This window comes from Oceanicella sp. (assembly GCF_056449545.1).
In genome coordinates this window covers 1-24,852 of sequence record NZ_JBWOMN010000014.1, presented here as the reverse complement: position 1 = coordinate 24,852, position 24,852 = coordinate 1, and the positions used below count along the sequence as shown (strand labels likewise).

Annotated in this window: 24 protein-coding genes; 13 read left to right on the top strand and 11 right to left on the bottom strand. The window is 69.9% G+C overall.

Annotated features, from left to right (window positions below):
• Positions 1-321: 321 nt before the first annotated feature.
• The 7 genes from ctaD (at position 322) to AC1HC7_RS01650 (ending at position 7,958) form a co-directional block, all read left to right on the top strand.
• A complete protein-coding gene (ctaD, locus tag AC1HC7_RS01680) occupies positions 322-1,968 on the top strand; it encodes a cytochrome c oxidase subunit I (protein ID WP_479497796.1) in 1,647 nt (548 codons plus the stop codon).
• A gap of 32 nt (positions 1,969-2,000) precedes the next feature.
• Positions 2,001-2,567, top strand: coding sequence for a DUF2244 domain-containing protein (locus tag AC1HC7_RS01675; protein ID WP_479497795.1), 567 nt, complete (start codon positions 2,001-2,003; stop codon positions 2,565-2,567).
• A 122-nt stretch (positions 2,568-2,689) separates the two neighbouring features.
• Complete coding sequence (locus AC1HC7_RS01670) at positions 2,690-3,469, top strand: SapC family protein (RefSeq protein WP_479497794.1); 780 nt, start codon at positions 2,690-2,692, stop codon at positions 3,467-3,469.
• 144 nt (positions 3,470-3,613) lie between these two features.
• Positions 3,614-4,948 carry an NAD(P)-dependent oxidoreductase gene (locus tag AC1HC7_RS01665; protein WP_479497793.1) on the top strand — a complete coding sequence of 445 codons (1,335 nt, stop codon included), beginning with the start codon at positions 3,614-3,616 and terminating at the stop codon, positions 4,946-4,948.
• 3 nt (positions 4,949-4,951) lie between these two features.
• Complete coding sequence (gene preA, locus AC1HC7_RS01660) at positions 4,952-6,259, top strand: NAD-dependent dihydropyrimidine dehydrogenase subunit PreA (RefSeq protein ID WP_479497792.1); 1,308 nt, start codon at positions 4,952-4,954, stop codon at positions 6,257-6,259.
• 183 nt (positions 6,260-6,442) lie between these two features.
• A complete protein-coding gene (locus tag AC1HC7_RS01655) occupies positions 6,443-7,000 on the top strand; it encodes a lipid-binding SYLF domain-containing protein (RefSeq protein WP_479497791.1) in 558 nt (185 codons plus the stop codon).
• A gap of 19 nt (positions 7,001-7,019) precedes the next feature.
• Positions 7,020-7,958, top strand: coding sequence for a DMT family transporter (locus AC1HC7_RS01650; RefSeq protein ID WP_479498586.1), 939 nt, complete (start codon positions 7,020-7,022; stop codon positions 7,956-7,958).
• A 12-nt stretch (positions 7,959-7,970) separates the two neighbouring features.
• Here the strand turns inward: AC1HC7_RS01650 and AC1HC7_RS01645 are convergent, their stop codons facing one another.
• The 7 genes from AC1HC7_RS01645 to AC1HC7_RS01615 all read right to left on the bottom strand — a co-directional run bounded on the left by AC1HC7_RS01645 (position 7,971) and on the right by AC1HC7_RS01615 (position 15,436).
• A complete protein-coding gene (locus AC1HC7_RS01645; protein ID WP_479497789.1) occupies positions 7,971-8,537 on the bottom strand; it encodes a tetratricopeptide repeat protein in 567 nt (188 codons plus the stop codon).
• A 110-nt stretch (positions 8,538-8,647) separates the two neighbouring features.
• Positions 8,648-10,525, bottom strand: a complete 1,878-nt coding sequence (gene mutL / locus AC1HC7_RS01640) for a DNA mismatch repair endonuclease MutL (protein ID WP_479497788.1) — start codon at positions 10,523-10,525, stop codon at positions 8,648-8,650.
• Between the two features lie 104 nt (positions 10,526-10,629).
• Positions 10,630-11,970 carry a M16 family metallopeptidase gene (locus AC1HC7_RS01635; protein WP_479497787.1) on the bottom strand — a complete coding sequence of 447 codons (1,341 nt, stop codon included), beginning with the start codon at positions 11,968-11,970 and terminating at the stop codon, positions 10,630-10,632.
• An 8-nt stretch (positions 11,971-11,978) separates the two neighbouring features.
• Positions 11,979-13,442, bottom strand: a complete 1,464-nt coding sequence (locus AC1HC7_RS01630; protein ID WP_479497786.1) for a M16 family metallopeptidase — start codon at positions 13,440-13,442, stop codon at positions 11,979-11,981.
• Between the two features lie 304 nt (positions 13,443-13,746).
• The gene (locus AC1HC7_RS01625) at positions 13,747-14,340 is read right to left on the bottom strand and encodes a DUF3035 domain-containing protein (protein WP_479497785.1); all 594 of its coding nucleotides are present in this window, start codon (positions 14,338-14,340) and stop codon (positions 13,747-13,749) included.
• 39 nt (positions 14,341-14,379) lie between these two features.
• Positions 14,380-14,856 carry a signal peptidase II gene (locus AC1HC7_RS01620; RefSeq protein ID WP_479497784.1) on the bottom strand — a complete coding sequence of 159 codons (477 nt, stop codon included), beginning with the start codon at positions 14,854-14,856 and terminating at the stop codon, positions 14,380-14,382.
• A gap of 229 nt (positions 14,857-15,085) precedes the next feature.
• Complete coding sequence (locus AC1HC7_RS01615) at positions 15,086-15,436, bottom strand: hypothetical protein (RefSeq protein ID WP_479497783.1); 351 nt, start codon at positions 15,434-15,436, stop codon at positions 15,086-15,088.
• A gap of 434 nt (positions 15,437-15,870) precedes the next feature.
• Between AC1HC7_RS01615 and AC1HC7_RS01610 the strand changes: the two genes are divergently transcribed.
• The 3 genes from AC1HC7_RS01610 to AC1HC7_RS01600 all read left to right on the top strand — a co-directional run bounded on the left by AC1HC7_RS01610 (position 15,871) and on the right by AC1HC7_RS01600 (position 20,107).
• Complete coding sequence (locus AC1HC7_RS01610) at positions 15,871-17,613, top strand: tetratricopeptide repeat protein (RefSeq protein ID WP_479498585.1); 1,743 nt, start codon at positions 15,871-15,873, stop codon at positions 17,611-17,613.
• Between the two features lie 84 nt (positions 17,614-17,697).
• Complete coding sequence (locus AC1HC7_RS01605; RefSeq protein ID WP_479497861.1) at positions 17,698-18,573, top strand: 4-(cytidine 5'-diphospho)-2-C-methyl-D-erythritol kinase; 876 nt, start codon at positions 17,698-17,700, stop codon at positions 18,571-18,573.
• Positions 18,574-18,640: 67 nt separating this feature from the next.
• Positions 18,641-20,107, top strand: a complete 1,467-nt coding sequence (locus tag AC1HC7_RS01600) for a sensor histidine kinase (protein ID WP_479497781.1) — start codon at positions 18,641-18,643, stop codon at positions 20,105-20,107.
• Between the two features lie 107 nt (positions 20,108-20,214).
• Here the strand turns inward: AC1HC7_RS01600 and AC1HC7_RS01595 are convergent, their stop codons facing one another.
• Positions 20,215-21,216, bottom strand: a complete 1,002-nt coding sequence (locus AC1HC7_RS01595; RefSeq protein WP_479497780.1) for a polyprenyl synthetase family protein — start codon at positions 21,214-21,216, stop codon at positions 20,215-20,217.
• A 64-nt stretch (positions 21,217-21,280) separates the two neighbouring features.
• On the opposite strand from AC1HC7_RS01595, the gene AC1HC7_RS01590 reads away from it, so the two are divergent.
• The 3 genes from AC1HC7_RS01590 (at position 21,281) to AC1HC7_RS01580 (ending at position 22,634) form a co-directional block, all read left to right on the top strand.
• Complete coding sequence (locus AC1HC7_RS01590; protein ID WP_479497779.1) at positions 21,281-21,511, top strand: putative signal transducing protein; 231 nt, start codon at positions 21,281-21,283, stop codon at positions 21,509-21,511.
• On the top strand, positions 21,508-22,281 hold the full coding sequence (locus tag AC1HC7_RS01585) for a tRNA1(Val) (adenine(37)-N6)-methyltransferase (protein WP_479497778.1): 774 nt from the start codon (positions 21,508-21,510) through the stop codon (positions 22,279-22,281). The genes AC1HC7_RS01590 and AC1HC7_RS01585 overlap by 4 nt, the downstream gene beginning before the upstream one ends.
• Positions 22,282-22,460: 179 nt before the next feature.
• Entirely contained in the window at positions 22,461-22,634 is a 174-nt protein-coding gene (locus AC1HC7_RS01580; protein WP_479497777.1) for a DUF465 domain-containing protein, read from the top strand.
• A 50-nt stretch (positions 22,635-22,684) separates the two neighbouring features.
• Here the strand turns inward: AC1HC7_RS01580 and yddG are convergent, their stop codons facing one another.
• From yddG to AC1HC7_RS01565, 3 genes are all read right to left on the bottom strand, one after another.
• Positions 22,685-23,611: an aromatic amino acid exporter YddG gene (gene yddG / locus AC1HC7_RS01575; RefSeq protein WP_479497776.1), complete on the bottom strand. Its 927-nt coding sequence runs from the start codon at positions 23,609-23,611 to the stop codon at positions 22,685-22,687.
• Positions 23,612-23,641: 30 nt separating this feature from the next.
• Positions 23,642-24,607: an endonuclease/exonuclease/phosphatase family protein gene (locus AC1HC7_RS01570; protein ID WP_479497775.1), complete on the bottom strand. Its 966-nt coding sequence runs from the start codon at positions 24,605-24,607 to the stop codon at positions 23,642-23,644.
• Positions 24,608-24,750: 143 nt separating this feature from the next.
• Positions 24,751-24,852 (bottom strand): SDR family oxidoreductase (locus AC1HC7_RS01565; RefSeq protein ID WP_479495673.1); only part of this gene is annotated, 102 nt, incomplete at its 5' end.

Here is a 24,852-nt window from a genome sequence, read left to right as displayed (position 1 = left end):
TGGGCCGAAAAATCGGCGGGGCGCCCGGGGCCGGGCGCGGGCGGCGACCCCCCGGGGGGCCCGCGCGGGTTGGCGCATGGGCACGGGGGCGTTTCACGCTAAATTCGGGTCAAACGCCCCGTGGCTTTTTCATGCGCGGGCGCCTAACATGCGTGGCGCCCCCGGGGCATCCGGGACCGTTGCGCGCGGTCGGGAAATTTGGTTGCGACCGAAAGGAATATTGTCGTGAGGGCGGGAGAAGGCTAAACCCGTTCCAATGCAATGAGGATCGCCCGCGTGCCGGGTGTCCCGGAAACGAGAATTTGCGGCAGGAGTGCACATATGGCCGACGCAACGGCGCACGCGCATGACGACCACCACAAGGTGGGGTTCTTCACGCGCTGGTTCCTTTCGACGAACCACAAGGATATCGGCATCCTTTACCTGATCACCGCGTCGGTGCTCGGGCTCGTGTCGGTGGCGTTCACCATGTATATGCGGCTGGAGCTCATGGAGCCCGGCGTGCAGTACATGCTGATGGATGACGGGATCACCCCGAACGGCCATCTGTGGAACGTGCTGATCACCGGCCACGGCATCCTGATGATGTTCTTCGTGGTCATCCCGGCGCTGTTCGGCGGTTTCGGAAACTACTTCATGCCGCTGATGATCGGCGCGCCGGACATGGCGTTCCCGCGCATGAACAATCTCAGCTACTGGATGTATGTGGCCGGATCGTCGCTGGCGGTGGCTTCGCTGCTGTCGCCGGGGGGCAACGACCAGCTCGGCTCGGGCGTCGGCTGGGTGCTGTATGCGCCGCTGTCGACCACCGAGGGCGGCTATTCGATGGATCTGGCGATCTTCGCGGTGCATCTTTCGGGCGCCTCGTCGATCCTCGGCGCCATCAACATGATCACCACCTTCCTGAACATGCGGGCGCCGGGCATGACCCTGCACAAGACGCCGCTGTTCCCGTGGTCGATCTTCGTCACCGCCTTCCTGATCCTGCTGTCGCTGCCGGTCCTGGCGGGGGCCATCACCATGCTGCTCACCGACCGCAATTTCGGCACCACCTTCTTCGACCCCTCGGGGGGCGGCGATCCGGTGCTCTACCAGCACCTGCTGTGGTTCTTCGGGCATCCGGAAGTCTACATGATCATCGTGCCGGGCTTTGGCATCATCAGCCACGTGATCTCGACCTTCTCGAAAAAGCCGATCTTCGGCTATCTGGCGATGGTCTACGCGATGATCGCCATCGGCGTGCTCGGCTTCGTGGTCTGGGCGCATCACATGTACACGGTGGGCTTGAGCTACACCCAGCAGAGCTACTTCATGCTGGCGACCATGGTGATCGCGGTGCCGACCGGGGTGAAGGTGTTTTCCTGGATCGCCACCATGTGGGGGGGCTCGATCTCCTTCAAGACGCCGATGCTCTGGGCCATGGGGTTCCTGTTCCTGTTCACCGTGGGCGGGGTCACCGGCGTGGTGCTCAGCCAGGCGGGCGTCGACCGGGCCTATCACGACACCTATTACGTGGTGGCGCATTTCCACTATGTGATGAGCCTGGGCGCGGTGTTCTGCATCTTCGCCGGCATGTATTACTGGATGGGCAAGATGACCGGGCGCCAGTATCCCGAGACGCTGGGCAAGATCCATTTCTGGATGATGTTCATCGGGGCCAACGTCACCTTCTTCCCGCAGCACTTCCTCGGGCGTCAGGGCATGCCGCGCCGCTACATCGACTATCCCGAGCAGTTCTCGCTGTGGAACGAGGTCAGCTCCTACGGCGCGTTCCTGTCGGGCGCCTCGTTCCTGCTGTTCTTCTACATCGTCTGGTACACCGTGACGAAGGGCAAGAAGATCACCGAGAACGCCTATTGGGGCGAACACGCGGACACGTTGGAATGGACCCTGCCCAACCCGCCGCCCGCGCACACCTTCGAGACCCTGCCGACCCGCGACATGTGGGACAAGCAGGGCTCGCACTGACCGCGGACCCGGGCGGCCATGACCGCGATTTCATGACCCCCAGCGACCAGAACATGCCAGCGGCCGGGGATCTCCCGGCCGTTGGCCGTTCCGATCCGCCGATCTATCAGGTGCTGCTCTGGCCCAACCGGTCGCTGTCGGCGCGGGGATTCTGGCTGCTGATGGCCGGCGCCGGCGTGATGCTGGCGCTGCCGGTGATCGTTTTTCTGGGCTCGGCCGTGGCGCTGGCGGTGGCGCCGTTCTCGATCGGGGCCTTCGCGCTGCTGTGGTGGTTTCTCATGCGCAACTACCGCGACGGGCGGCTGACCGAGGAGCTGACGCTCTGGCCCGACCTGATCGTGGTGGAGCGGCGCGAACCCGACGGCGCCGCGCGCCGCTGGGAGGCCAACCCCTATTGGGTGAAGCTGAAGCTCGACCCCGAAGGCCGCCCGGAAAACTACCTCACGCTGCGCGGCGGCGGCCGGCGCATCGAGCTGGGGGCCTTTCTCAGCCCCGAGGAGCGCGCCGAACTGGCCGGCGATCTGGAAACCGCCCTGCGCAAGGCCAACGCGACGCATCCCGACACCATGCACCCGGATTTCACCGACCGGGGCGCCTGAGCGCCCCGCACCCCGCTTTCGCGCTGGCGCAGTCCCGTTGCGATTGCGCGCCCGGGGCGTCCTCCTCTACAAGGGAGGCTGATTGAACCTTCCCCCCCGGCCGACCTTGAAAAGGACCTCCCGTGCCCGACAGTGACAAGCCTGCCGAAACCGGTTCCGACGCCCAGGCCAAGCCCGCCGTGTCGCCGCTGTTCTACCGCAAGCCCGAGGCGCTGGAGGCCCACCGCCATGCCGGGCTCGGCGTCGGGCCCCATGACGGCTACGGCTTCGCCGCGCAGGTCAACGCGGCGCCGGTCAACATCTCGGAATTCGCCCGCGCCGGGGTCTGGTATCCCATCGTGTTCAGCGGCGAGGCCTTCGGGCCGGTGGCGGTGCTGGGCCTGCGCAAGAACCAGAACCTGTTCGTCGAATCCGACGGCGCGTGGATCGGCGGCGCCTACATCCCCGCCTATGTGCGCCGCTACCCCTACATCCTCAGCCGCATGAACGGGGACAAGGATCAGGTGATGCTCTGCGTCGACGTGGCCTCGACGCGGGTGTCGCGCGACGCCGAACCCAAGCTGTTCGACAGTGACGACAAGGCCACCGAAACCGCCCACGCGGCGCTGGAATTCTGCATGGCGTTCCAGCGTCAGGCGCTGAGCACGGAGATGGCGGTGGCGGCGCTGCGCGATGCCGGGCTGCTGATGGAGCAGCAGGGCGAGATCGAGATGCCCGACGGCGAAAAGCTCCGGCTCACGGATTTTCACGTGGTCAATGAAAAGAAGCTCAACAGTCTTGATGACGACGCGCTGCTGGATCTGCGCAAGAAAGGCGCGCTGTCGGTGGCCTATTGCCAGATGATGAGCATGAATTGCTGGTCGCGCCTCACCCACATGGCGCAGCGGCGCGGCCCCGACTGAGCCCCGCGCCCGATCGCCGCGCCCTGCGTCGGGCGCCGTGTCGGCCCGGCTCGAAAAATTTACCAACCGATATATTTTATCAATTGATAAAAAAACCGACCCCTGCCAAGGTGGACGCTGCGATAAGTCGACAGGGAGAGTCACATGACGCACGCGCGCCTGACGCCGGGGATCGCGCCCGGCCGCCTCAGCGCCTCGGAAATCGAGGCCAATTTTTCCGATCTGCACCCGGCCCTGACCCGGCATGAGGCGCTGGTCGCCGCGGACCGGTGCTATTTCTGCCATGACGCGCCCTGCACCATCGCCTGCCCGACGGATATCGACATCCCCATGTTCATCCGACAGATCGCCGTCGGCAACGCGCCGGGGGCAGCCAGGACCATCTTCGCCCAGAACATCATGGGCGGCATGTGCGCAAGGGTCTGCCCAACCGAAACCCTGTGCGAGGAGGCCTGCGTGCGCGAAACCGCCGAGGGCCAGCCGGTGGAGATCGGCCGCCTGCAGCGCGCCGCCACCGATGCGCTGATGGCGGCCGGCGCGCATCCCTTCGCCCGCGCCGAGGCCACAGGCAAGCGCGTGGCGGTGGTGGGCGCCGGGCCGGCCGGGCTGTCCTGCGCCCACCGTCTGGCCATGAAGGGCCATGACGTCACGGTGTTCGACGCCCGCGAGAAACCCGGCGGGCTGAACGAATTCGGCATCGCCGCCTACAAGTCCCCCGACGATTTCGCCCAGCGCGAGGTCGATTGGCTGCTGTCGATCGGCGGCATCGTGATCCGCCATGGCGAACGTCTGGGCGATGCGCTGTCGCTCGATGCGCTGAGCGCCGATTTCGACGCGGTGTTCCTCGGCATCGGGCTGGGCGGGGTCAATGCGCTGCGCGCCGCGGGCGCCGACATGGAGGGCGTGCGCGACGCGGTGGATTTCATCGCCGAGCTGCGCCAGTGCGACGACCTCGCCACGCTGCCCATCGGACGCAACGTGGTGGTGATCGGCGGCGGCATGACCGCCATCGACGCCGCCATCCAGTCCCGCCACCTCGGGGCGGAAAACGTCACGCTGGTCTATCGGCGCGGGCGCGACAAGATGGCCGCCTCGGCCTTCGAACAGGATCTCGCGGCCTCGGCCGGGGTGGTGATCCGCCTCAACGCCCAGCCGGTGCGCGTGCTGGGCGAGGGCCGCGCCACGGGGGTCGAATTCGAATACACCGAGGATGGCGCGGACGGATTGAAAGGGCTCGGCGAGACCTTCGTCATCCCCGCCGATCAGGTGTTCAAGGCCATCGGCCAGACGCTGATCCCGGTCGCCGGGCTCAAGCTTGACGGGCGCAAGATCGCGGTCACCGGACCGGGTCGCACGTCGCGCGCAAACATCTGGGCCGGGGGCGATTGCGCCGCAGGCGGCGAGGACCTGACCGTGACCGCGGTGGCCGAGGGGCGCGACGCCGCCGAAGACATCCACGCCAAGCTGATGGAGGGCTGAGACATGGCTGACATTCGCAGTGAATTCGTGGGCGTGAAATCCCCGAACCCGTTCTGGCTGGCCTCGGCGCCGCCCACGGACAAGGAATACAACGTGCGCCGCGCCTTCGAGGCCGGCTGGGGCGGCGTGGTCTGGAAGACGCTGGGCCTCGACCCCCATGTGGTCAACGTCAACGGCCCGCGCTACGGCGCGATCTGGGGCGCCGATCGCCGCCTGCTGGGGCTCAACAACATCGAGCTGATCACCGACCGCCCCCTGCAGACCAATCTCGACGAGATGAAAGCGGTGAAGCGGGACTATCCCGACCGCGCCCTGATCGCCTCGCTGATGGTGCCCTGCGAGGAGCAGGCGTGGAAATACATCCTGCCGCTGGTCGAGGACACCGGCGCCGACGCCATCGAGCTGAATTTCGGCTGCCCCCACGGCATGTCCGAACGCGGCATGGGCGCGGCCGTCGGGCAGGTGCCCGAATACATCGAGATGGTCACCCGCTGGTGCAAGCAATATTCGCGCATGCCGGTGATCGTGAAGCTGACCCCCAACATCACCGACGTGCGCTACCCGGCGCGCGCGGCCAAGGCCGGCGGCGCCGACGCGGTGAGCCTGATCAACACCATCAATTCCATCGTTTCGGTCAATCTCGACGATTTCAGCCCCGAACCGAGCATCGACGGCAAGGGGTCCCATGGCGGCTTTTGCGGCCCCGCGGTGAAGCCGATCGCGCTCAACATGGTGGCCGAGATCGCCCGCGATCCGGACACCGCCGGCCTGCCGATCTCGGGCATCGGCGGGGTCACCACCTGGCGCGACGCGGCTGAATTCCTGGCGCTGGGGGCGGGCAACGTGCAGGTCTGCACCGCGGCCATGACCTACGGCTTTCGCATCGTCGAGGAAATGAAGACCGGCCTGGCGGAATGGATGGACGCGCAGGGCCACGCGACGCTCGACGACGTGATCGGGCGCGCCGTGCCCAACGTCACCGACTGGAAGCACCTCAACCTCAACTACATCGCCAAGGCGAAGATCGATCAGGATCTGTGCATCAAATGCGGGCGCTGCTTCGCGGTCTGCGAGGACACCTCGCATCAGGCCATCGCCGACAGCATCGACGGGGCGCGCGGGTTCGAGGTGATCGACGCGGAATGCGTGGCCTGCAACCTCTGCGTCAGCGTCTGCCCGGTTGAAAACTGCATCACCATGGAGCGCATGGCCCCGGGCGAAACCGACCCGCGCACCGGCAAGGTGGTGTCCGGCGACTACGCCAACTGGACAACGCATCCCAACAACCCCGCGGCGCAGGCGGCGGAGTGACGGTTTCGGGGTAGGGTCCGGGGGCGTGTTCGGGGGCGTGTTCGGGGGCGCGCCGGACGGATGCGGGGTTTCCGGCGGTCGCTCTGGACAGGGCGGCCGTCATTGCCGAAGCTGCGCGCGCCGCTTCCGCCTGATCGCGTGGCATGGGCGGGCCGAAGACCAATAACGAAAAGGATCCCCCGCATGACCCGCCTGCTCAAATCCCTCGCTTTCGCGCTGCTGGCGCTTGGCGCCCTCAACGCGACCCCCGGCGCCGCGCGCGCCGCCAGCGCCGGTGAAATCGACGCCGCCGTGAACGGCGCATTGAAGGTGCTGTATGCGCACAACTCCGAGGCCCGGGAGCTTGCCAAGCGGGCCGCCGGCATCCTGGTGTTTCCCAAGATCGTCAAGGGCGGGTTGATCGTCGGCGGCGCCTTCGGCGAGGGCGCCCTGCGCCAGGGCGGCAAGACCATCGGCTATTACAGTTCCATCGCCCTGTCCTACGGGTTGCAGGCCGGGGCGCAGACCTACGGCTATGCGCTGTTCATCATGAACCAGGAAGCCCTCGCCTTCTTGGACCAGTCCGAGGGCTGGGAGATCGGCACAGGGCCCAGCGTCGTGGTCATGGACGAAGGGCTGGCGGCGAAGATGTCCTCGACCACGCTGAGCCAGGATGTCTACGCCATCATCTTCAACCAGTCGGGGCTGATGGCCGGGCTGGGGATCGAGGGGTCCAAGATCAGCCGGATCACCCCCGAATAGCCCCGGGCGGACCGGCGCCATGACCGAGATCGTCGCCGCGCCGGCGTCGTCGTCGTCGTCGGCGGCGGCGGCGGGGCGGCGCGAGGCCCTGCGCGGGCATCTCGCCATGCTGGCTTTCGCGGCGATCATCTCGGGGTCGTTCTCGCTGGGCGGGCTGGCGGCGCCTTTCATCGAACCGGCGGCGCTGAACGCGCTGCGCTTCTTCATCGCGGCGCTGGTGCTCGGGGGCTTCGCGCTCGCCGGGCCGGGGCTGCGCCGGTCGCAGCTGACCGCGCCGTGGCGCTATCTGGCGCTGGGCTTCGCGCTGTCGCTCTATTTCGTGCTGATGTTCGAGGCGCTGCGGCTCACCGATCCGGTCTCCACCAGCGCCGTCTTCACCCTGACCCCGGCCATGGCGGCGCTGTTCGGCTGGCTGCTGCTGCGCCAGGGGGCGACGCCGCGCATGGCGCTGGCGCTGGCCATCGGCGGCGCCGGGGCGATCTGGGTGATCTTCCGCGCCGATCTCGCGGCGCTGCTGGCGCTCGACATCGGCATGGGCGAGGCGCTGTTCGTCATCGGCTGCGCAGGGCACGCCTTCTACACGCCGCTGGTGCGGCTGCTGAAGCGCGACGAGCCGCTGATCGCGTTTTCCTTCTGGACCACCATGGGCGGCTTTCTGCTGATCCTCGCCTATGCGCTGGCCAACGGGTCGCTGCTGGCCACCGATTGGGGCGCGCTGCCCGGGGTGGTCTGGGTCGCGGTGCTGTATCTGGCGGTGATGGCCACCGCGGGCACGTTCTTTCTGTTGCAGTTCGCGGCCCTGCGCCTGCCCGCGTCGAAGGTCATGGCCTATGGATATCTGGTGCCGAGCTTCGTGATCCTGTGGGAGGGCCTGTCGGGCCGCGGCTGGGCCGCGCCGCTGGTGCTGGTCGGGGTGGCGGCGACCACGCTGGCGATGCTGATGCTGCTGCGCGACTGAATCCGCGCGTCGTCAGATGTCGCGCCCGGGATCGGGCGTCAGCATGTCCCGTTCGCGCAGCCACGGATTGACCGCCACCGCGCGGCGCAGCGCCTTTTGCCCCAGTTGTCCGCGCCCCATGCGCAGCAGGATGATGGCCTTGCCCGAGAGCGCGCCGAAATGCCTCGGCTCCAGGTCCAGCACCCGGGCGATGTCCTCCAGCGCCAAGTCGGGTTCGTCGCGCAGGAACCGCGCGAAGGCGCGCTGGTTCCATGGCTCCGCCCAACCGGGATGCGCGGCGATCAGCCGGTCGAGGATGTCGATCGCCCCGGCGAAGTCATAGCCCTGGATGCGCCGCATGGCCTCGGCGAGGCGCCTGGTGGCGGGCGCGGTCGGTCCCGTGGCCCAGCGGCGCCAGATCTCGTCGGCGATCGCGCGCCCCGCGGCCTCGTCAGGCGCCGCCGCCAGCGATGCGAACAGCCGGTCCAGCGCCGCGACCCGCTCGGCGGCCTCGGGTCGGGGCGCGTCGCCGGCAACCGCGGCGCGCGCGGCGTTGGCGGCGAGCGACAGCGCCAGGGCGATCATCAGGATGCGAGACATGGCGAACCTCCCTTTGCCGGTCATCTGGGGCGAAATCCGGCCGAGGCAAATCCGCGCCGTCATCCGCAATTGCCTGTAGGGCGGATCCCGATCCGCCATTGGGGCGGCGCTCAACGCCGCCCGAACAGTTTTTCAATGTCGTCCAGCGACAGCGACACATAGGTCGGCCGGCCGTGATTGCACTGGCCGGAATGGGGCGTCGATTCCATTTCCCGCAGCAGCGCGTCCATCTCCGGCCCGCTGAGCCGGCGTCCCGAGCGCACCGAGCCGTGGCAGGCCATGCGGCTCAGCACCGCGTCGATGCGCGCGCTCACCGCCGCGCTGGTCCCCAGATCCGCCAGTTCGTCCGCCACGTCGCGCAGCAGCGCGCCGGCATCCGGATTGCCCAGGGCGGCGGGAATCTCGCGCACGCAGACCGCGCCTTCGCCGAAGGGCTCCACCGCCAGCCCGGCCCCGGCCAGCGCGTCGGCGGCGTCGAGCACCCGCTGGGCGTCGTCGCGGTCAAGTTCGACGATCTCCGGGATCAGCAGCGCCTGGCGCGGCACGTCCCGCGCCGCCATCTGCGCCTTCAGCCGCTCATAGACCAGCCGTTCATGGGCGGCGTGTTGATCGACGATGACGATGCCGGTCGCGGTCTGGGCGAGGATGTAGTTTTCGTGGAACTGGGCGCGCGCCACCCCCAGCGGCAGATCCCGCCGTCCGGCCTCGGCGGGGTCGGGCGCGTCGATCCGGGCCGACCAGCCGGCCTGCGCCTCGGCGAATCCGCCCCTGTCCAGCGGCGCTTGCGCCGCATGGCCACGGACCAGCGCCCGGGGTGATTGCAGCGGCGCCTGATAGGCGCGCGGCCCGTCCCGACCGTCGGCGCCCGGCGCGGCCTCGGCGCGAAACGCGCCCATGGCGGCGATTCCCACGGTGGCGCTGGCGCGATGCCCGGCCGCGGCCAGCGCATGCTTCAGCGCCGACACGATCAGCCCCCGCGCCAGTCCCGGTTCGCGGAACCGCACCTCGGTCTTGGCGGGATGCACGTTCACGTCGACCCGTTCGGGCGGGCAGTTCAGAAACAGCGCCGCCGCCGGGTGCCGGTCGCGGCTGAGGAAATCCGCATAGGCCCCGCGCAGCGCCCCCACCAGCAGCTTGTCGCGCACCGGGCGGCCGTTGACGAACAGGTGCTGGGCCACCATGGAGCCGCGCGAATAGGTCGGCAGCGCCGCAAAGCCGGTCAACCGCACGCCGTCGCGCTCCGCATCGATCGGCAGGGCGTTTTCGGCGAAATCCGCGCCCATGATCCGCCGCAGCCGCGCCAACCGCGCGTCGAACAATTCGCCCTGTTCGGCCTCGGCGCGAAACAGCACGCGCCCCTCGCCGCCCTTGCTGACGTCGCGCAGCGTGAAGCCGACCGCCGGCGACGCCATGGCCAGCCGTTTCACGGTTTCGGAGATCGCCCGGGTTTCCGCCCGGTCGCTGCGCAGGAATTTCAGCCGCGCCGGGGTGGCGTAGAACAGTTCGCGCACCTCGACGACCGTGCCCGCCGCCAGCGCCGCGGGCGCCAGCGGCGCCAGCGCGCCGCCGTCGCAGCGGATTTCCCACGCCGCATCGGCGCCGGCCAGGCGCGAGGCCAGCATCATCCGCGCCACCGCGCCGATCGAGGGCAGGGCCTCGCCGCGAAACCCGAAGCTGGCGATGTCGAGCAGGTCCGAGCCGTCGATCTTGGAGGTCGCGTGCCGCGCCAGCGCCAGCGCCAGATCGTCGCGGGCGATGCCGTGGCCGTCGTCGCGCACCCGGATCAGCGTCTTGCCGCCATCGGCGATGTCGATGGCGATGCGCCGCGCCCCGGCGTCGAGCGCGTTTTCAACCAGTTCCTTCACCGCCGAGGCCGGGCGCTCCACCACCTCGCCCGCGGCGATGCGGTTCTGCGCCGCCTCGTCCAGCCGCCGGATGCGGCGCGCGGGCGGCGTGCCCGGGCCGATATTGGGGTTTTGCGCGTTCATGCCACAAGGGATAGCATGCGCCGCCCCTGTTGCAAATCCCGCAACCGGGGCGGCGCGCGTTTCAGCCCGCTTTTTCGGGGCGGCGTTTCGCGACCGCCGCGCCCTCAGAACCCGGGGATCGGCGTTTCGCTTTCCAGCCCCTCGGGCTGGCCCACCACCACGATTCGCAGCTGCTGGGGTTTCAGCAGGCGCCTGGCGACCCGGGCGATGTCCTCGCGCGTCACCGCCTCGATCATGCCGTTGCGCTCGGTCAGATAGTCGGGCGTGAAGCCGGCGCGCATCAGCCCGGCGAGGCTGTCGGCGATCTTGGCGTTGGAATCGAAGCGCAGCGGGTAGGCGCCGGTGAGGTAGCGCTTGGCCTTGTCCAGTTCGTCCTCGGTGACGCCGCCCTCGGCCATTCGCGCCCATTCCGCCTTGATCACCTCGATCGCCTCGGCGATGCGGGCGTTGTCGGAACTGACGCCGGCCGCCAGCAGCCCGGCGCGCCGGTAGGGCGCAAGATAGGAATACACCGAATAGGTCAGCCCGCGCTTTTCGCGCACCTCCTCGGTAAGTCGCGAGGTGAAGCCGCCGCCGCCGAGGATGTGGTTCATCACGAAGGCCGGGATGAAATCCGGATCCTCGCGCAGCAGCCCCTCCTCGATCAGCGTCGCCACCGATTGCGGGGTGTCGAGCGGGATCACCGTCAGCCCGCGCACCGGGCTGAATTCGGCCGGGGGCAGGGCGTTCCACGGCGTGTCGGGCAGGTCGCCGAGCAGCCGGTCGAGCAGCGGCCCCAGGTCTTCGGCGGTGATGTCGCCGACCACCCCCACCGCCAGCCGCGACCGGTTCAGCAGCCGCGTGCGCGCCGTCGCCAGATCGGCGGGGGCGATGGCGGCCACGGTCTCGGCCTCGCCCGTGGTGGGCAGTCCATAGGGGTCGTCGGGAAACAGCGCCGCGCGCACCGCCTTGCCGGCGATGGCGTTGGGTTCGGTCCCGGCGGAGCGGATCGAGGACAGGATCTGGCTGCGCACCCGCTCCATGGGCTCGGGATCGAAGCGCGGCGCGGTCAGGGCGAGGCGCAGCAGGTCGATGCTGGCGTCCCGGTTTTCGGTCAGCATCCGCGCCGAGACCGAAAAACTGTCCCGCCCGGCGGAAAACCCGAACCGCGCGGAGATTTCATCGGCGCGCGCCGAGAACGCCGCCGAATCCAGATCCCCGGCGCCCTCGTCCAGCATGCCCGAGAGAAAATTGGCGATGCCGAGCTGATCCGCCGGATCGCGCGAGGCGCCGCCCTCGAACACGATCTCGATGGCCAGCATGGGGATCGAGGTTTCCTCCACCAGCCAGGCCTTGATGCCGCCGGGCGAGGTGATTTGCTGCACCTCGGTGGCGGCAAGCGCGGGCGCGGCCAGCGCGGCGAGGGCGGCGAGGCCGAAGGCGGCGCGGGCGATGGCTTGGGTCATGGCGACGGTCATCCGTTGGTCCCCCCGGTCTCGGTTGCGGCGGCGTCGCTGCGCTTGTCCACGGGCCCCGCATCCGGGGCTGCATCCGGGGCTGCATCCGGGGCCGGGTCCTCGCTCATCAGCCGTCCGGTGACCGAACGGCGGATGTCAAACAGGTCGCGCGCCGCCGCCATCACCTGTTCGGCGGTCACCGCCTGGATGGCGTCGGGCCAGCTTTCGATCTGCTCCAGCGTCAGGTCGGCGGCCAGCCCGCCGCCGTAAAGCTGCGCCAGCGATTGCTGGTTGTCCTGGGCGTAGATGGTGTTGGCGCGCGAAATCGCCTTGATGCGGGTCAGTTCCCGATCCGTGGGGCCGTCGGAGGCCAGAAACGCCGCCAGCGCGTCGTCGAGCGCCGTCTCGACCTCGTCGAGCGACACGCCCGGGCGCGGCACCGCGTAGATCGTGAACGAGCCGATGTCGCGCAGGTTGGCCGCATACCAGGCCCCGGCGTTGAGCGCGACCTTGCTGTTCACCGTCAGCGCCTGGGCGAAGCGCGAATTGATGCCGCCGCCGAGCACCTCGGACAGCACCTCCAGCGCCGCCGCCCGGGCCTGGCCCGACCGGCGCACAGGGGCCAGATAGTCGCGCAGCACATAGGGCTGGCGCACCCGCGCGTCGCGGTATTCAAGACGGCGCGCCGCGGTCTGCGGCGGTTCCATCGGGCGCAGGCGCTCGGGCAGGACCGAGGGGGTCAGCGGGCCGTAATGCTTTTGCGCCAGCCGTTTCACCTCGTCGGGGGTGACGTCGCCGGCCACCACCAGGATGGCGTTGTTGGGCGCGTAGTAGCGGCGATAGAAGCTCAGCGCGTCGTCCAGCGTCAGCGCCGCCATCTCGTGGCGCCAGCCGATCACCGGAATGCCGTTGGGGTGGTTCAGATACAGCGCCGCGTCGCGCTGTTCGGAGAACAGGCTGCCGGGGTTGTTCTCCACGCGGCTGTTGCGTTCCTCCAGAATCACGTCGCGCTCGGGCAGCACCTGATCCTCGGTGAGCACCAGATTGCGCATCCGGTCCGCCTCCATGCTCATCACCAGTTCCAGCCGGTCGGCGGCGATGCGCTGATAGTAGCCGGTGTAATCGCGCGAGGTGAAGGCGTTGCCCTGGCCGCCATTGGCGGCGATGATCCGCGAAAACTCGGCGTCGGGGATCTTCTCGGTGCCCTTGAACATCAGGTGTTCGAGAAAATGCGCGATGCCGGATTTGCGCGGCGGTTCGTCCGAGGCGCCGACGCGGTACCAGACCATGTGGGTGACCACCGGGGCGCGGTGATCCTCGATCACCACCGCCTCCATGCCGTTGTCGAGCGTGAAGGTCGACACCTTCGCCGCAGCCGCCGCCCCCTGGGGCAGGGCGATCGCCGCGCCCAGCAAGGTCGCAACGGCGAGCGCCGGCGCGACGCAGGCGTTGGCCCCGGTGCGTGTCGTGGCGCGCGTCATGGCGCGTGTCATGGCGCGGGCCAACGCGCGCAGGACGGCGCGCGGCGGCGTTGAAAAGGCTTCAGGCAAGGCGGCGCGGATCATCGGCGAACTCCCGGCGGGTCAAGCGGACGGTGTGGCTCTATCTATGCCGTGTTCGCGTCGGAACAATAGCCCCGCCCCCGACGCGCCCCCGACGCGGGGGGGGGGGGGAGCGATCGCCCGGCGCGGATGATGGCGGGCGGACGCAAACCCCGGTTTCGCGCGGCGCGCCTGGCGAAACCCCGCATCGGCGGCTGATCCGTCGCCCGGATGGCTCGGCGGATCAGCCGCCGAAGATCCACTCGTTGCTCTTTGGCCGGGGCGCCGGCGGCGGCGGGTTGGGCGCGGCGGCGCCGCTGGCCTGCAGGCGTTCGGTCTCGACGCGGGGGCGCAGCACCGGGCTGGCCTCGGGGTCGCGCACGTCGTAGCTCGGGATCACGTAGCCGAAGATGCTGGACATGCCGTAGCGCGATTCGCCCTCCTCGACCTGGTTGCTGGCCAGATCGGCGCGGATTTCCGGATCGGCCTGGGTGGCCCCGGCGGCGCCCAGCAGCGCCAGTTCGCCGGCGCTGGGCGCGATGGCGTCGGGGGGCGGCGCGCCGGCATTGGCCAGCGCCGCCTGCGCCTCGGCGGCGGGGCGCGGGTCCAGCGGGCTGGGCGCGCCGGGCCGGGGCGGCGGCAGCTGCGCCATGCTCGGCGGCATCTGCAGCGGCCGGCGCGGGTAGACGTTGAAGGCGTCGGGCGATTCCAGCGTCACGCCGAAGGCGTCGCGCAGCTGGCTGCGCCCGCCGCAGGCGGCGATCGCGACGACGAGCCCGATGCTCAGCGCCGCGCGCAACAGGCGATGCGAGGTTTTGGTCGCGCGTTTGGTCGGCATGGGTCGCGGTTTCCTTTCTCGGGTCCTGTCCGGCGCGGCTCAGGCGGCCTGCTTGTCAGAACCGTCGCGCAGGATCAAGCCGAACGCCCCCATGAATATGAAGATGTCGGCCGGATTGAAAGCATAAGGATTGACGAGGCCGCAGCAGCTCACGTTCAGGAAATCGGCGACCGCGCCGTAGATCGCCCGATCCATGGCGTTGTCGAGCGCGCCGCCGATCATCAGGCCGATGCAGGCCCGTCGCCAGACGTCGCCCATGCGCAGCGACCACCAGATCAGCCCGGCGCAGACCGCGAGCGTCAGCAGGATCCAGAACATCCGCCCCATCCCGTTGCCGAGCCCGAAATTGGCGCCCTGATTCCAGGCCATCACGAAGTTGAAATAGGGCGGCGCCACTTCGGCGCTGAGCCGGGTCTTCAGGTCGAGCGCCTCGACCACCCACCATTTCGACGCGCGCCCGACCGCCAGAGCGGCGGCGCCCACGCCCAGAGTCAGCCAGAGGCCGGATGCGCGCATGATCATTCCTGTTCCTGACAAGCGGCGGCGCACGGCGCGCCCGGCGCGAAACTTCGCATTCCCGGCCCGCGCTGTCGATGCGGCGCGTGACGCATGTCGCGGTTTGGGGGCGCTGGGCGGGCCCACAGGGCGATCGGGTGGGGCGATCAGGCGGGGCGATCAGGTCATCGCGCGCGTCAATTCGGCAGTTCGGCGGTTCGGGTCGATCTGGCGGTTCGGGGCGGTTGCGTCAGTTGCGAAAGCCGTCCCGGAACACCTCGGAACGCTGCACCGGGCCCATGCCGTGCGACGGGCAGCGTGCGTAGAACTCGCCTGCGACCTTGCTTTCATAGTCGAGCAGCGGCATGTCCTTGGGATCGCGCGGGGTCGGCTGGACGCCGCGAAATCCGGTGGCGTCGATCTGCTGCAGCTTCCGGTCCAGGTCCTTGCAGGTCATCTTCTGAGGGGCCGGCATGTCGATGCGCGCGCCGCCGGAGGTCACGAAGGCCTCCGCCGAGGTGGCGAGCCCGCCGGACACGGCGAAAAGGATCGCCATGAAGGTGGTGGCCAGACCGCCGCGGCGATGTTGATATGCGATCATGATTCCCCAGCGCCGCGATGTTTCAGTCATTTTTGCACTTGCGACATTTACTGCATCATCACGGAATGTTCAAAGTTAGGCGCTCATGTGGCCTTTGCGCCCATTCATCCTGATGGGCGCAGCGACGGGCGAGGATCGAAATGGGCCGGAAAGGGCGCGCGGCAATGGCTGAGGCGGCGAAAACGGCGAAAATTCGGTCGAATCGGCGTCAGATCGCCGCTGTCGTTGCGTCAATCGACGCTGGCGCGGCACGTTCGGGGGGCGGTCCCGGCCGCGGTTTGCGCCGGAATTCGCCGTTGCGTTGCAAATTGCAAGGTCGCTAGGATGACGCCAAAGGCGTTCAGGCGCGGCGCAGGGGTGTCGCGCCGCGACCGACGCCCCATATTCAGATTCGCGCGAGGCTGACGCGAGATCGATTCACGGAGGCGCAGAGCTTGAAAATCACGGCGTTGAAATGGGCATTGCTGAAATGGACGTTCATGGGCCTGGTCCTGAGCGCCCCCGCGGTCGAGGCCGCGCCGCGCAGTCTGGCGGGCGCCTATCTGGCGGCGCGCCAGGCGGCGCAGCGCAACGACCTGCCTGCCGCCGCGCGCTATTTCACCGCGGCGCTGGCGCTTGATCCGGGCAACGCGCAGCTGCGCGAACAGGCGCTGAACTTCAAGATCATGACCGGCGATCTGCGCAATGGCGCGATCCTCGCCCGGGCCATGGTGCGCAACGCGCCGGGGCACCGGCTGTCCAATCTGACGCTGGTCACCGAAGCCTTCGCCGAGGCGGATTTCGACGCCGCCCTGCGGCGGCTCGACGAAAACGCCGAATCCTTCTCGCCGCTGCTGCTGGGGCTGCTCAAGGGCTGGGCCGAGGTCGGGCGCGGCGACGCGGGCGCCGCCGAGGCGGCGTTTCTCGGGCTCGACGACAACGCGATGTTCGAATTGTTCGGCCAGTATCATCTGGGGCTGGCGCGCGCCGCGCTCGGCGATCTGGAGGGCGCGGCCGCCGCCTACGCCACGTCCGAAACCGACGGCGCCGCCTCCGGCGCGCGGTTGGCGCGCGCCCATGGGGCCATTCTCGAACGTCTCGGGCGCGTCGACGAGGCCCGGGCGGTGTATCAGCGCACGATCGACGCCGGCGCCGGCGATCGGCTGCTGAAGGCCGAACTGGCGCGGCTGGATCGCGGCGAGGACGCCAATCTGCCGGTGCTCTCGGCGCGCTCGGGCGCGGCCGAGGCGATGTTCTCGATCGCCGGGGCGCTGTCTCAGGATCGAAGCCGCAAGGGCGGCGCCGGGCTGCTCTACGCGCAGCTGGCGGTGGCGCTGCGTCCGGAAATGGCCGAGGCGCGGCTGCTGGTGGCCGAATTGCTGGAAATCCAGGGCCAGTACGAGATGGCGGTGGAAAGCTTCGGCTCGGTGCCGCGCCGCTCGCCCTTCTACATTCCCGCCGAGGTGGGGCGCGCCGACGCGCTGCGCGAACTGGACCGGGCGCCCGAGGCGATCCTCGCCCTGCAGTCGCTGTCGGACGAATTCGCCGACGCGCTCACCGCCCATATCGCGCTGGGCAACATCCTGCGCCGCGAAAAGCGCTTTGCCGAGGCGGCGCAGGCCTACACCCGCGCCATAGACCTGATCGGGACCCCCGAACGCCGCCATTGGGCGCTGTTCTACGAACGCGGCATCGCGCTGGAGCGCAGCGACGAGTGGGACCGGGCGGAGGCGGATTTCTTCCGGGCGCTCGACCTGCAGCCCGACCAGCCGCTGGTGCTCAACTATCTGGGCTATTCCTGGGTCGAGCTGCGCAAGAATTTCGATCGGGCGCGGGAGATGATCGAAAAGGCCGTCGAACTGCGCCCCGATGACGGCTACATCACCGATTCGCTCGGCTGGGTGCTGTATCGCGGCGGCATGTATGACGAGGCGGTGCCGCATCTGGAGCGTGCGGTGGAACTGACCCCGGTGGACCCGATCATCAACGATCATTTCGGCGACGCGCTGTGGATGGTCGGCCGCAAGCGCGAGGCCGAGTTCCAGTGGAAGCGGGCGCTGTCCTTTAAGCCCGAGGACAAGGACGCCAAGCGCATCCGCGCCAAGCTCGCCAAGGGGCTTGACGCGGTGCTGCGGGCGGAAACGACCGAGTCGGCGACGGTGGGCGACAAGCCCGCGGATGACAAGACCGACGGCTGACGGGTGCCGAGGCGCGCGCCGCATGGCCGCGGCGATGGCGGCGTCGGGGGCGGCGTCGGGGCGCCGCCCGGCGCGGTCGCCGAGATCGCCCGCGCCAAGGTCAATCTGTGCCTGCATGTCACCGGACGGCGCGACGGCTATCATCTGCTCGACAGTCTGGTGGCGTTTCCCGACTTCGGCGACCGGCTGGTCGCGGCGCCGGCGGATGCGCTGACGCTGACCATCGACGGCCCGTTCGCCGCGGGGCTGGCGCCCGGGCCCGACAATCTGGTGATGCGCGCCGCCCGCGCCCTGCGCGATCGCGCGGGCGACGGCGCATGCCGGGGCGGGCGCGGCGCGGCGCTGCGGCTGGACAAGCTGCTGCCCGTGGCCTCGGGGATCGGCGGCGGCTCGGCGGATGCGGCGGCGGCGCTGCGGGCGCTGAACCGGCTCTGGGGTCTGGGCTTGTCGCCCGACGCCCTTCGCGACATCGGCGCCGGACTCGGGGCCGATGTGCCGGTCTGCGTCGCGGCGCGTCCGCAGCGGCTGCGCGGCGTGGGCGCGCGGCTGGACCCGGCCCCTGACCTGCCGGCCTGCTGGATGACGCTGGCCAACCCCGGCGTGGCGCTGTCGACGCCGCGGGTGTTCGCCCGGCTGGGCCGCCTGATCCCGCCCGACGGGCGGGCGAGCGTCGCCCCCCCGCTGCGCGGGTGGCGGGATTTCGACGGTTTCGCCCGATGGCTGGCGGCGCGAAGCAACGATCTGGCGTCCCCGGCGATCGCCTGCGCCCCGGCGATCGCCGCGGTGCGCGCGGCGCTGGCCGCGGCGCCCGGCTGCGCGCTCGCCCGGATGTCCGGCAGCGGCGCCACATGCTTTGGCCTGTTCGCCGCGCAGCGCGATGCCGAGGCCGCCGCGGCCGCCGCGACCGCGCGCGGCTGGTGGAGTGTCGCAGCGTCGCTATTGCGGCGTTACGATTCGTAAGCTTCTATGCGGCACAACCAACGGGCGAACCAATCGCCTCGCCGGGGTGAGCAAAGGAGAATGACCCGTGCCGCAACTCCGTGCGGAAACCGAACGCCTTCGCCGGCGCCATATGACCGGGATCGCCCTGACGGCGATGCTGGTCCTTGCGGTGCTTGGCGCGGTCACCGGGATCATGTCGGGGCTGATGTCGGTGGAGCGCACGCTGGCGCTGTGCCTGCGCCAGGCGGAAATGACCCAGCGCATCGCCTTCCAGGCCGGGTTGGAAGCCCATGACGACCTCGCCGAGACCTGGGAGGCCAGTCGCGGCATGATCATCGAATCGCTCGACGCGCTGCAGATCCTGCACGAACGCATGATGGCCGAGCTGACCGATGATCCCTCTCCGGCCATGGAGGCGATATTCAACGCTCCGCCCGACCGGCTGGACGGGCGCACGCGCGCCTTCATGCGCGCCGCACGGGCGCTGACGGCCGGGAGCGAACCGGCGCGGGGCCCGGTGCTGGCCGAGGTGCTGAACGCCGCGAACAACGCCCTGCGCGCCGCCCAGTTCCGGGCGGTGCGCACGCTGGAATCCGAGGCCGTGGCGGCGCGCCGCACCCTGTTGCGCGTGGCCGCCGGAGGCGGGATCGCCATCCTGCTGGCGCTGACGCTGATCGCCGTCATGGCGCAGCGCGGCGTCGAGCGGCTGTACGAGACGTTCTCCAGCCACCTGCGGTTTCGCGAGAAGGAGGCCGACGAATCGCTCGAGGCGGCGCTCGATTCGGCCAGGGCGCGGTCCCGCAACGTCGCGGTGTTCGGCGAGGAGCTGCGCGCCCCGCTTGGCGCCGCCATCGCCGCGGCCAAGCTGCTGGCGCGCACGCCGCTCGGCGACAACCAGCAGCGGATCCTGCGGGTTGTGCGCGCCTCCTGCGGCGGACCGCTGGAACGCATCAACGACATGCTGGACGTGGCGCGGCTTGAAAACGGCGTGGCGACGCTCGCCTGCCTGCCCTTCGCGCCGGACGTCCTGATCGCCGAATCGCTGGAACGTCGGCGCGCCGGCGCGCGGGAGAAGGGCGTGGAGCTGATCGAGGAAAGCGGCGAGGGCGCCGGGGTCGAGATGGTCGGCGACGCGGCGCGTCTGCAGACGGTGCTGCGCAACATCATCGACTACGCCATCGCCGGCACCGAGCGCGCCCAGATCCGCCTGTCCTGGCGGCTGCTGCCCGCCGAGCGCGCCGCGCGCCCCACGCCTGGCGCCGTCGAGGGCGATTTCGCGCTGGAGGTCACGGTCCGGGACAGCGGCCCCGATCGCACCGGGGCCAGCGCCCCGGGCGGCGACGAGGAGCGGACCGGCGCCGCTTCAGGGCGGCCGCGGAGCGGCGAGATCGCGCCGGCCATGGCACTCTGCACCAATCTGTGCCGCCAGATGGGCGGCTGGCTTGATGTGGAGACCGGGACCAACACCGGCTTCGACTGCCGCTTCGCCATCGTGGTGAAGGCCCCGAGCCACGCCTGCGCGGCGGCGGCGATGGACGCGACCGGAAGCTGATCGCCAGTTTGGCTTCGCCGGTCTTGCGTCGCGGGATGCGGATGATCTTTCGAATTCTGGCGGCGCGGCGGGGGTGATGTTCGTCCGCTCGCAGCCAGGCCGGGACGCTAATGCAGCCGGGACACCACGAAACCGGCGATGCCTTCAAGCGCCTCTCGCATGGGCGAGGGCTCGAACGCCGCGAGCGCCGCCTGAGCCTTGTCGGCATAGGCTCTGGCGGCTTCGGCGCTGCGCGTCAGCGCGCTTGCGTCGGCGAGACGGGCCATGGCCTGCTCCAGATCGCCGTCGCGCTGGTCGCGCTTCTCGATCACCCGCGACCAGAAGGCGAGGCCCGCCTCGTCGCCGGCGGCTTTCGCGGCTTCCACCGCAATCAGCACCGGCAGGGTCACCTTGCCCTCGCGGAAATCATCGCCGGTGTTCTTGCCGAGCTTCGCCGAGGAGCCGCCGTAATCCAGCACGTCGTCGACGATCTGGAAAGCCATGCCAAGGGCCTCGCCATAGGCGGCGAGCGCGGCGATTCGGGGGGGCTCGACCCGCGCGATCACCGCGCCGACCTCGGTGGCGGCGGCGAACAGCGCCGCGGTCTTGCCATGGATCATCTTCAGGTAGATCGCCTCGCCGGCCCCCAGATCGTTGGCGGTGGACAATTGCAGCACCTCGCCCTCGGCGATCACGGCTGAGGCGTTGGCGAGGATGTCGAGCACCCGCAGGCTGCCGGTCTCGACCATCAGCTGGAAGCTGCGCGCGAACAGGTAATCGCCCACCAGCACGCTCGACTTGTTGTCCCAGAGCAGGTTGGCCGTGGGCCGCCCGCGGCGCTGGCCGCTTTCATCCACCACGTCGTCATGCAGCAGCGTGGCGGTGTGGATGAACTCCACCGTCGCCGCCAGCTTCACATGGTCCGACCCGCCATAGCCGCACAGCCGCGCCGCCGCCAGCGTCAGGATCGGGCGCAGGCGCTTGCCGCCGGCCTCGACCAGATGCGCGGTGATTTCGGGGATGCGCGGCGCGTTTTCCGAGGCCATGCGCGTGGCGATCAGCGCGTTGACCTGCGCCAGATCCTCGGCGACCAGCGCCGAGAGGGTTTCGAAAGGGCCGGATACGCTCACCGCGAACTCCTGGGCTTTGCCGGCGCTCTCGACGGGGACGAGCGCCGCGGGTAAGACTCGAGGCATGGAGGAACTGATACGCACCAACGACCTGACGCTGCTCGCCTTCGCTTCGGCGCTGCTGCGTGCCGAGGATATAGACTGCTTCGAATTTGACGTCCATACGAGCGTGCTCGAAGGCTCGCTCGGCGTCCTGCCCCGGCGGCTGATGGTGGGGCGCGCCAACCTGTTCATGGCCCGCGCCGTGCTGCGCGACAACGGGCTGGGACGCGAACTGCGCGACCTGTCCGGGTGAGCCCGGCGCCGCCGGACACGAGCGAGGACCTGATTCTGGGCGGGCGGGTGCGGCTGACCCAGCCGAGGCGCGGCTATCGCGCGGCCACCGACCCGGTGCTGCTGGCCGCCGCCTGTCCGGCGCGCCCGGGCCAGCGGGCGCTGGATCTTGGCTGCGGCGTCGGCGCGGCGGCGTTCTGCCTGGCGGCGCGGGTTCCGGGGCTGGCGCTGCACGGCCTGGAACTGCAATCGCCCTACGCCGCGCTCAGCCGCGGCAACGCGGCGCTGAACGGCGTCGACTGGACGGTTCACATGGGCGATCTGCGCGATCCGCCATCGACGCTGCGGGCGCTGGATTTCGATCATGTGATCTGCAATCCGCCGTTTTTCCCGGCCGACGGCGCCACGCCGGCGCATGATCCGGGTCGCGACGCCGCGCATCGCGAGGGAGAAGCCGGGCTTTCGGACTGGATCGACGCCGCGCTGCGCCGCCTGAGGCCCGGCGGCTGGCTGACCATGATCCACCGCGCCGAACGCCTGCCGGAGATGCTCGCGCCGCTGGCCGGGCGGGCCGGGGACATTCAGGCGCTGCCGCTGGCCGCGCGGACCGGGCGCCCCGCCAAGCGGGTGATCCTGCTGACGCGAAAAGGCGGGCGCGGCCCCTTCGCGCTGCATCCGCCGCTGGTGCTGCACGCCGGCGCGGCGCATCTTCGCGACGGCGAGGATTTTTCCGACGCGGCGCGGGCGGTGCTGCGCGACGCCGCGCCGCTGGACCTGCTGCGCCGGCCCTGAATGCCGGGATTTTCGCGGCGATTCGCGGCGCGCGGACCCCGCGCCGGCAACGCGCCGGGCGGCCCAGATCTACCAAGGGTTGAAAAATGTCTCGAGAATTGCAATCACTGATATGATGACATTGCGCCATCGAATGCTTACGTTTGGAATACGGAAAACCTAGTAGAAGGGAGACGTCGATGAGTCTGGACGCGCATATTTCCGAGCTTAGGAAGAAGCACGAAACCCTTTCGCATCAGATCGAGGCGGAGCAGCGCAGCCCCGGCTCCAGCGATCTCGCGGTGGGCAAGCTCAAGAAAGAGAAGCTGCGCCTCAAGGAAGAGATCACGCGCCTCAGTCACACGACTCACTAACGCCTCGCCGTTGCGGGCGAACGGCCCGCCCCTGCGAAAGGGGGCGGGCGTCAGGGTCCGCCGCCGCGCCCGGCGCGCCGCGCGCCCAAGGCCGAGCCGAGCGCCGCGACCGCGGCGCCGCCGGCGATAAGCGCCGCCGCCAGCAGCAGCGTCGCGGTCAGCTCCGTCAGCCCCGCCATCGCCAGAATCAGCGTCGACAGCAGCGGCGCGGCGTAGGCCGCGACCCCCAGCAGCTGGATGTCGCCGCGCTTCACGCCCACGTCCCAGACATAGAAAGCCAGCCCCAGCGGCCCGGCGCCAAGCCCCGCGGCCGCCGCCCATTGCCCCGCGCCGACCGGCCAGACCGTATCTTCCAGCGCCAGGTGAAACGCCGCGCTGAGCGCCGCGCCGACCAGGCAGAACCCGGTCACCATCGCCGTGGGGATCTGCCCCGCGCGTCGGCTGAGCACCGAATATCCCGACCAGATCAGCGCGCAGATCCCGGCGGCGGCGTAGCCGGGCGCGCTGGCGACGTCAAAGGCTAGCTCGCCGCCGCCGGTCAGGATCAGCGCCGCGCCGCCGAAGGCCAGCAGCGCGCCCAGCAGATGCGGCGCGCGCAGGCGTTCGCCCGGCAGCAGGCCCGAAAACAGCACGATCAGCAGCGGCCAGAGATAGGCGATGAGCCCGGCCTCGGCCACCGGCGCGTTGCGCAGCGCGGTGAAGTAGAAGAAGTGGTAGCCGAACACGCCGCCCACCCCGAGCGCCCAGATCCGCGGCGGCTGGCGCAGGACGCGCCCGAGCCGCACGCCGCCGGCGCGCGCCCAGATCAGGCCCACCAGCGCGCCGATCGCCAGGCTCATGGCGGTGAGCTGGAACGGCGGCACGCGCCCCGACAGCACCGTGAGCAGCGCCAGCAGCGACCAGAGCAGCACCGCGACGGCGCCGATGGCGGTGGCCCGGGCGACCGAGGATTTCGGGATCGGGTCAGGGCGGGTCATGGGCGGCTCCGGCATGGCGTGGGGCGCGGGTCATTCGCTCGGCGGCGGCGCGCAGGGCGCGTCGGTCAGCGGCACGATCAGGCGCGCGAGCACGGCCAGATGGTCGGCGCCGGGAATCGGCGCGGTCTCGATCGAAGTCAGGCCGATGCAGTCCGACAGCAGCACGTGATCGATGGGCAGCCCCAGCGCCTGCGGCAGCCGCGCACGCAGATAATTGCCGCCGCCGAGCCAGGCGCCGCGCAGCCCGCCGACGATCCGCGTGCGGGTGACGGTCTCCACGCGGCGCACGGCGTGCGACCATGGCGCGGCGTTGAAATCGCCCACCACCACCGCCGGCGCGGTCATGTCGCGCCCGTAACGGTGAAAGTCGCGCAGCTCCACGTCCTGCCCGGAAAACGCCGGCCAGGAAAAATGCAGGCCGAACACCTGCAGCGGCGATTCGCCGCCGAGGTCGATGCCGACGCGGATGTGATTGGGATGCCAGCCGAATTCGCCGCCGCGCGCGTCCTGCAGGATCGGCGCCCGGGCAAAGATCGAGGGCATGATGGCGCGCCGCGGCCCTGACTGCACCCAGGCGTAATGCGGATAGGCCTGGCGCAGCGGACTGCCCGGCGCGCCGAGCTTGGGCGGGGTTTCCAGCATCACCACGATGTCGGCGTCCAGGGCAATGATCGCGGCGGCGGCCTCGGCGCTTCGCGCGTTGAAATAATAGGCGTTGGTCAGCAGGATCGAGACCTCGCGCACCGGCCCCGCCGGCGCGGGCCGCGTCGCCGGCCGCCAGACCGGCCCCAACCCGGCGATTCCGATGATCGCGGCGAGCCCCGCGGCCAATGCCGCCGCGCGCCGTCGTCGCGCCAGCGCCCAGATCAGCAGCGCCCCGGCGACGACCGCGAGATGCAGCCGGAAATGCCCGATGAGGTCGAAAGGCAGCCACAGATCGCCGAGAAACCCCAGGGCGATCGCGGCGAGGACAGCGAGGGACAGCCAGGACAGCACGGGCGCTCCGCTTCGCTGATCAGTCGGTGTCGGCGCGCAGCGCGCCGCGCCGGACTATCGCACGCGCCGCGCTGGATGGAAACCGTGCCGGCCGAAAACCGGGCATGCGGGCGCCGGTCTCGGCCCCCGGCGCCGGCCTGTCGTCAGACGAAATACTGCCCGCCATTGGCGGAAAGGGTCGATCCGGTGATGAACCCGGCCTCGTCGGCGGCGAGGAACACCACGCAGCGCGCGATCTCCTCGGG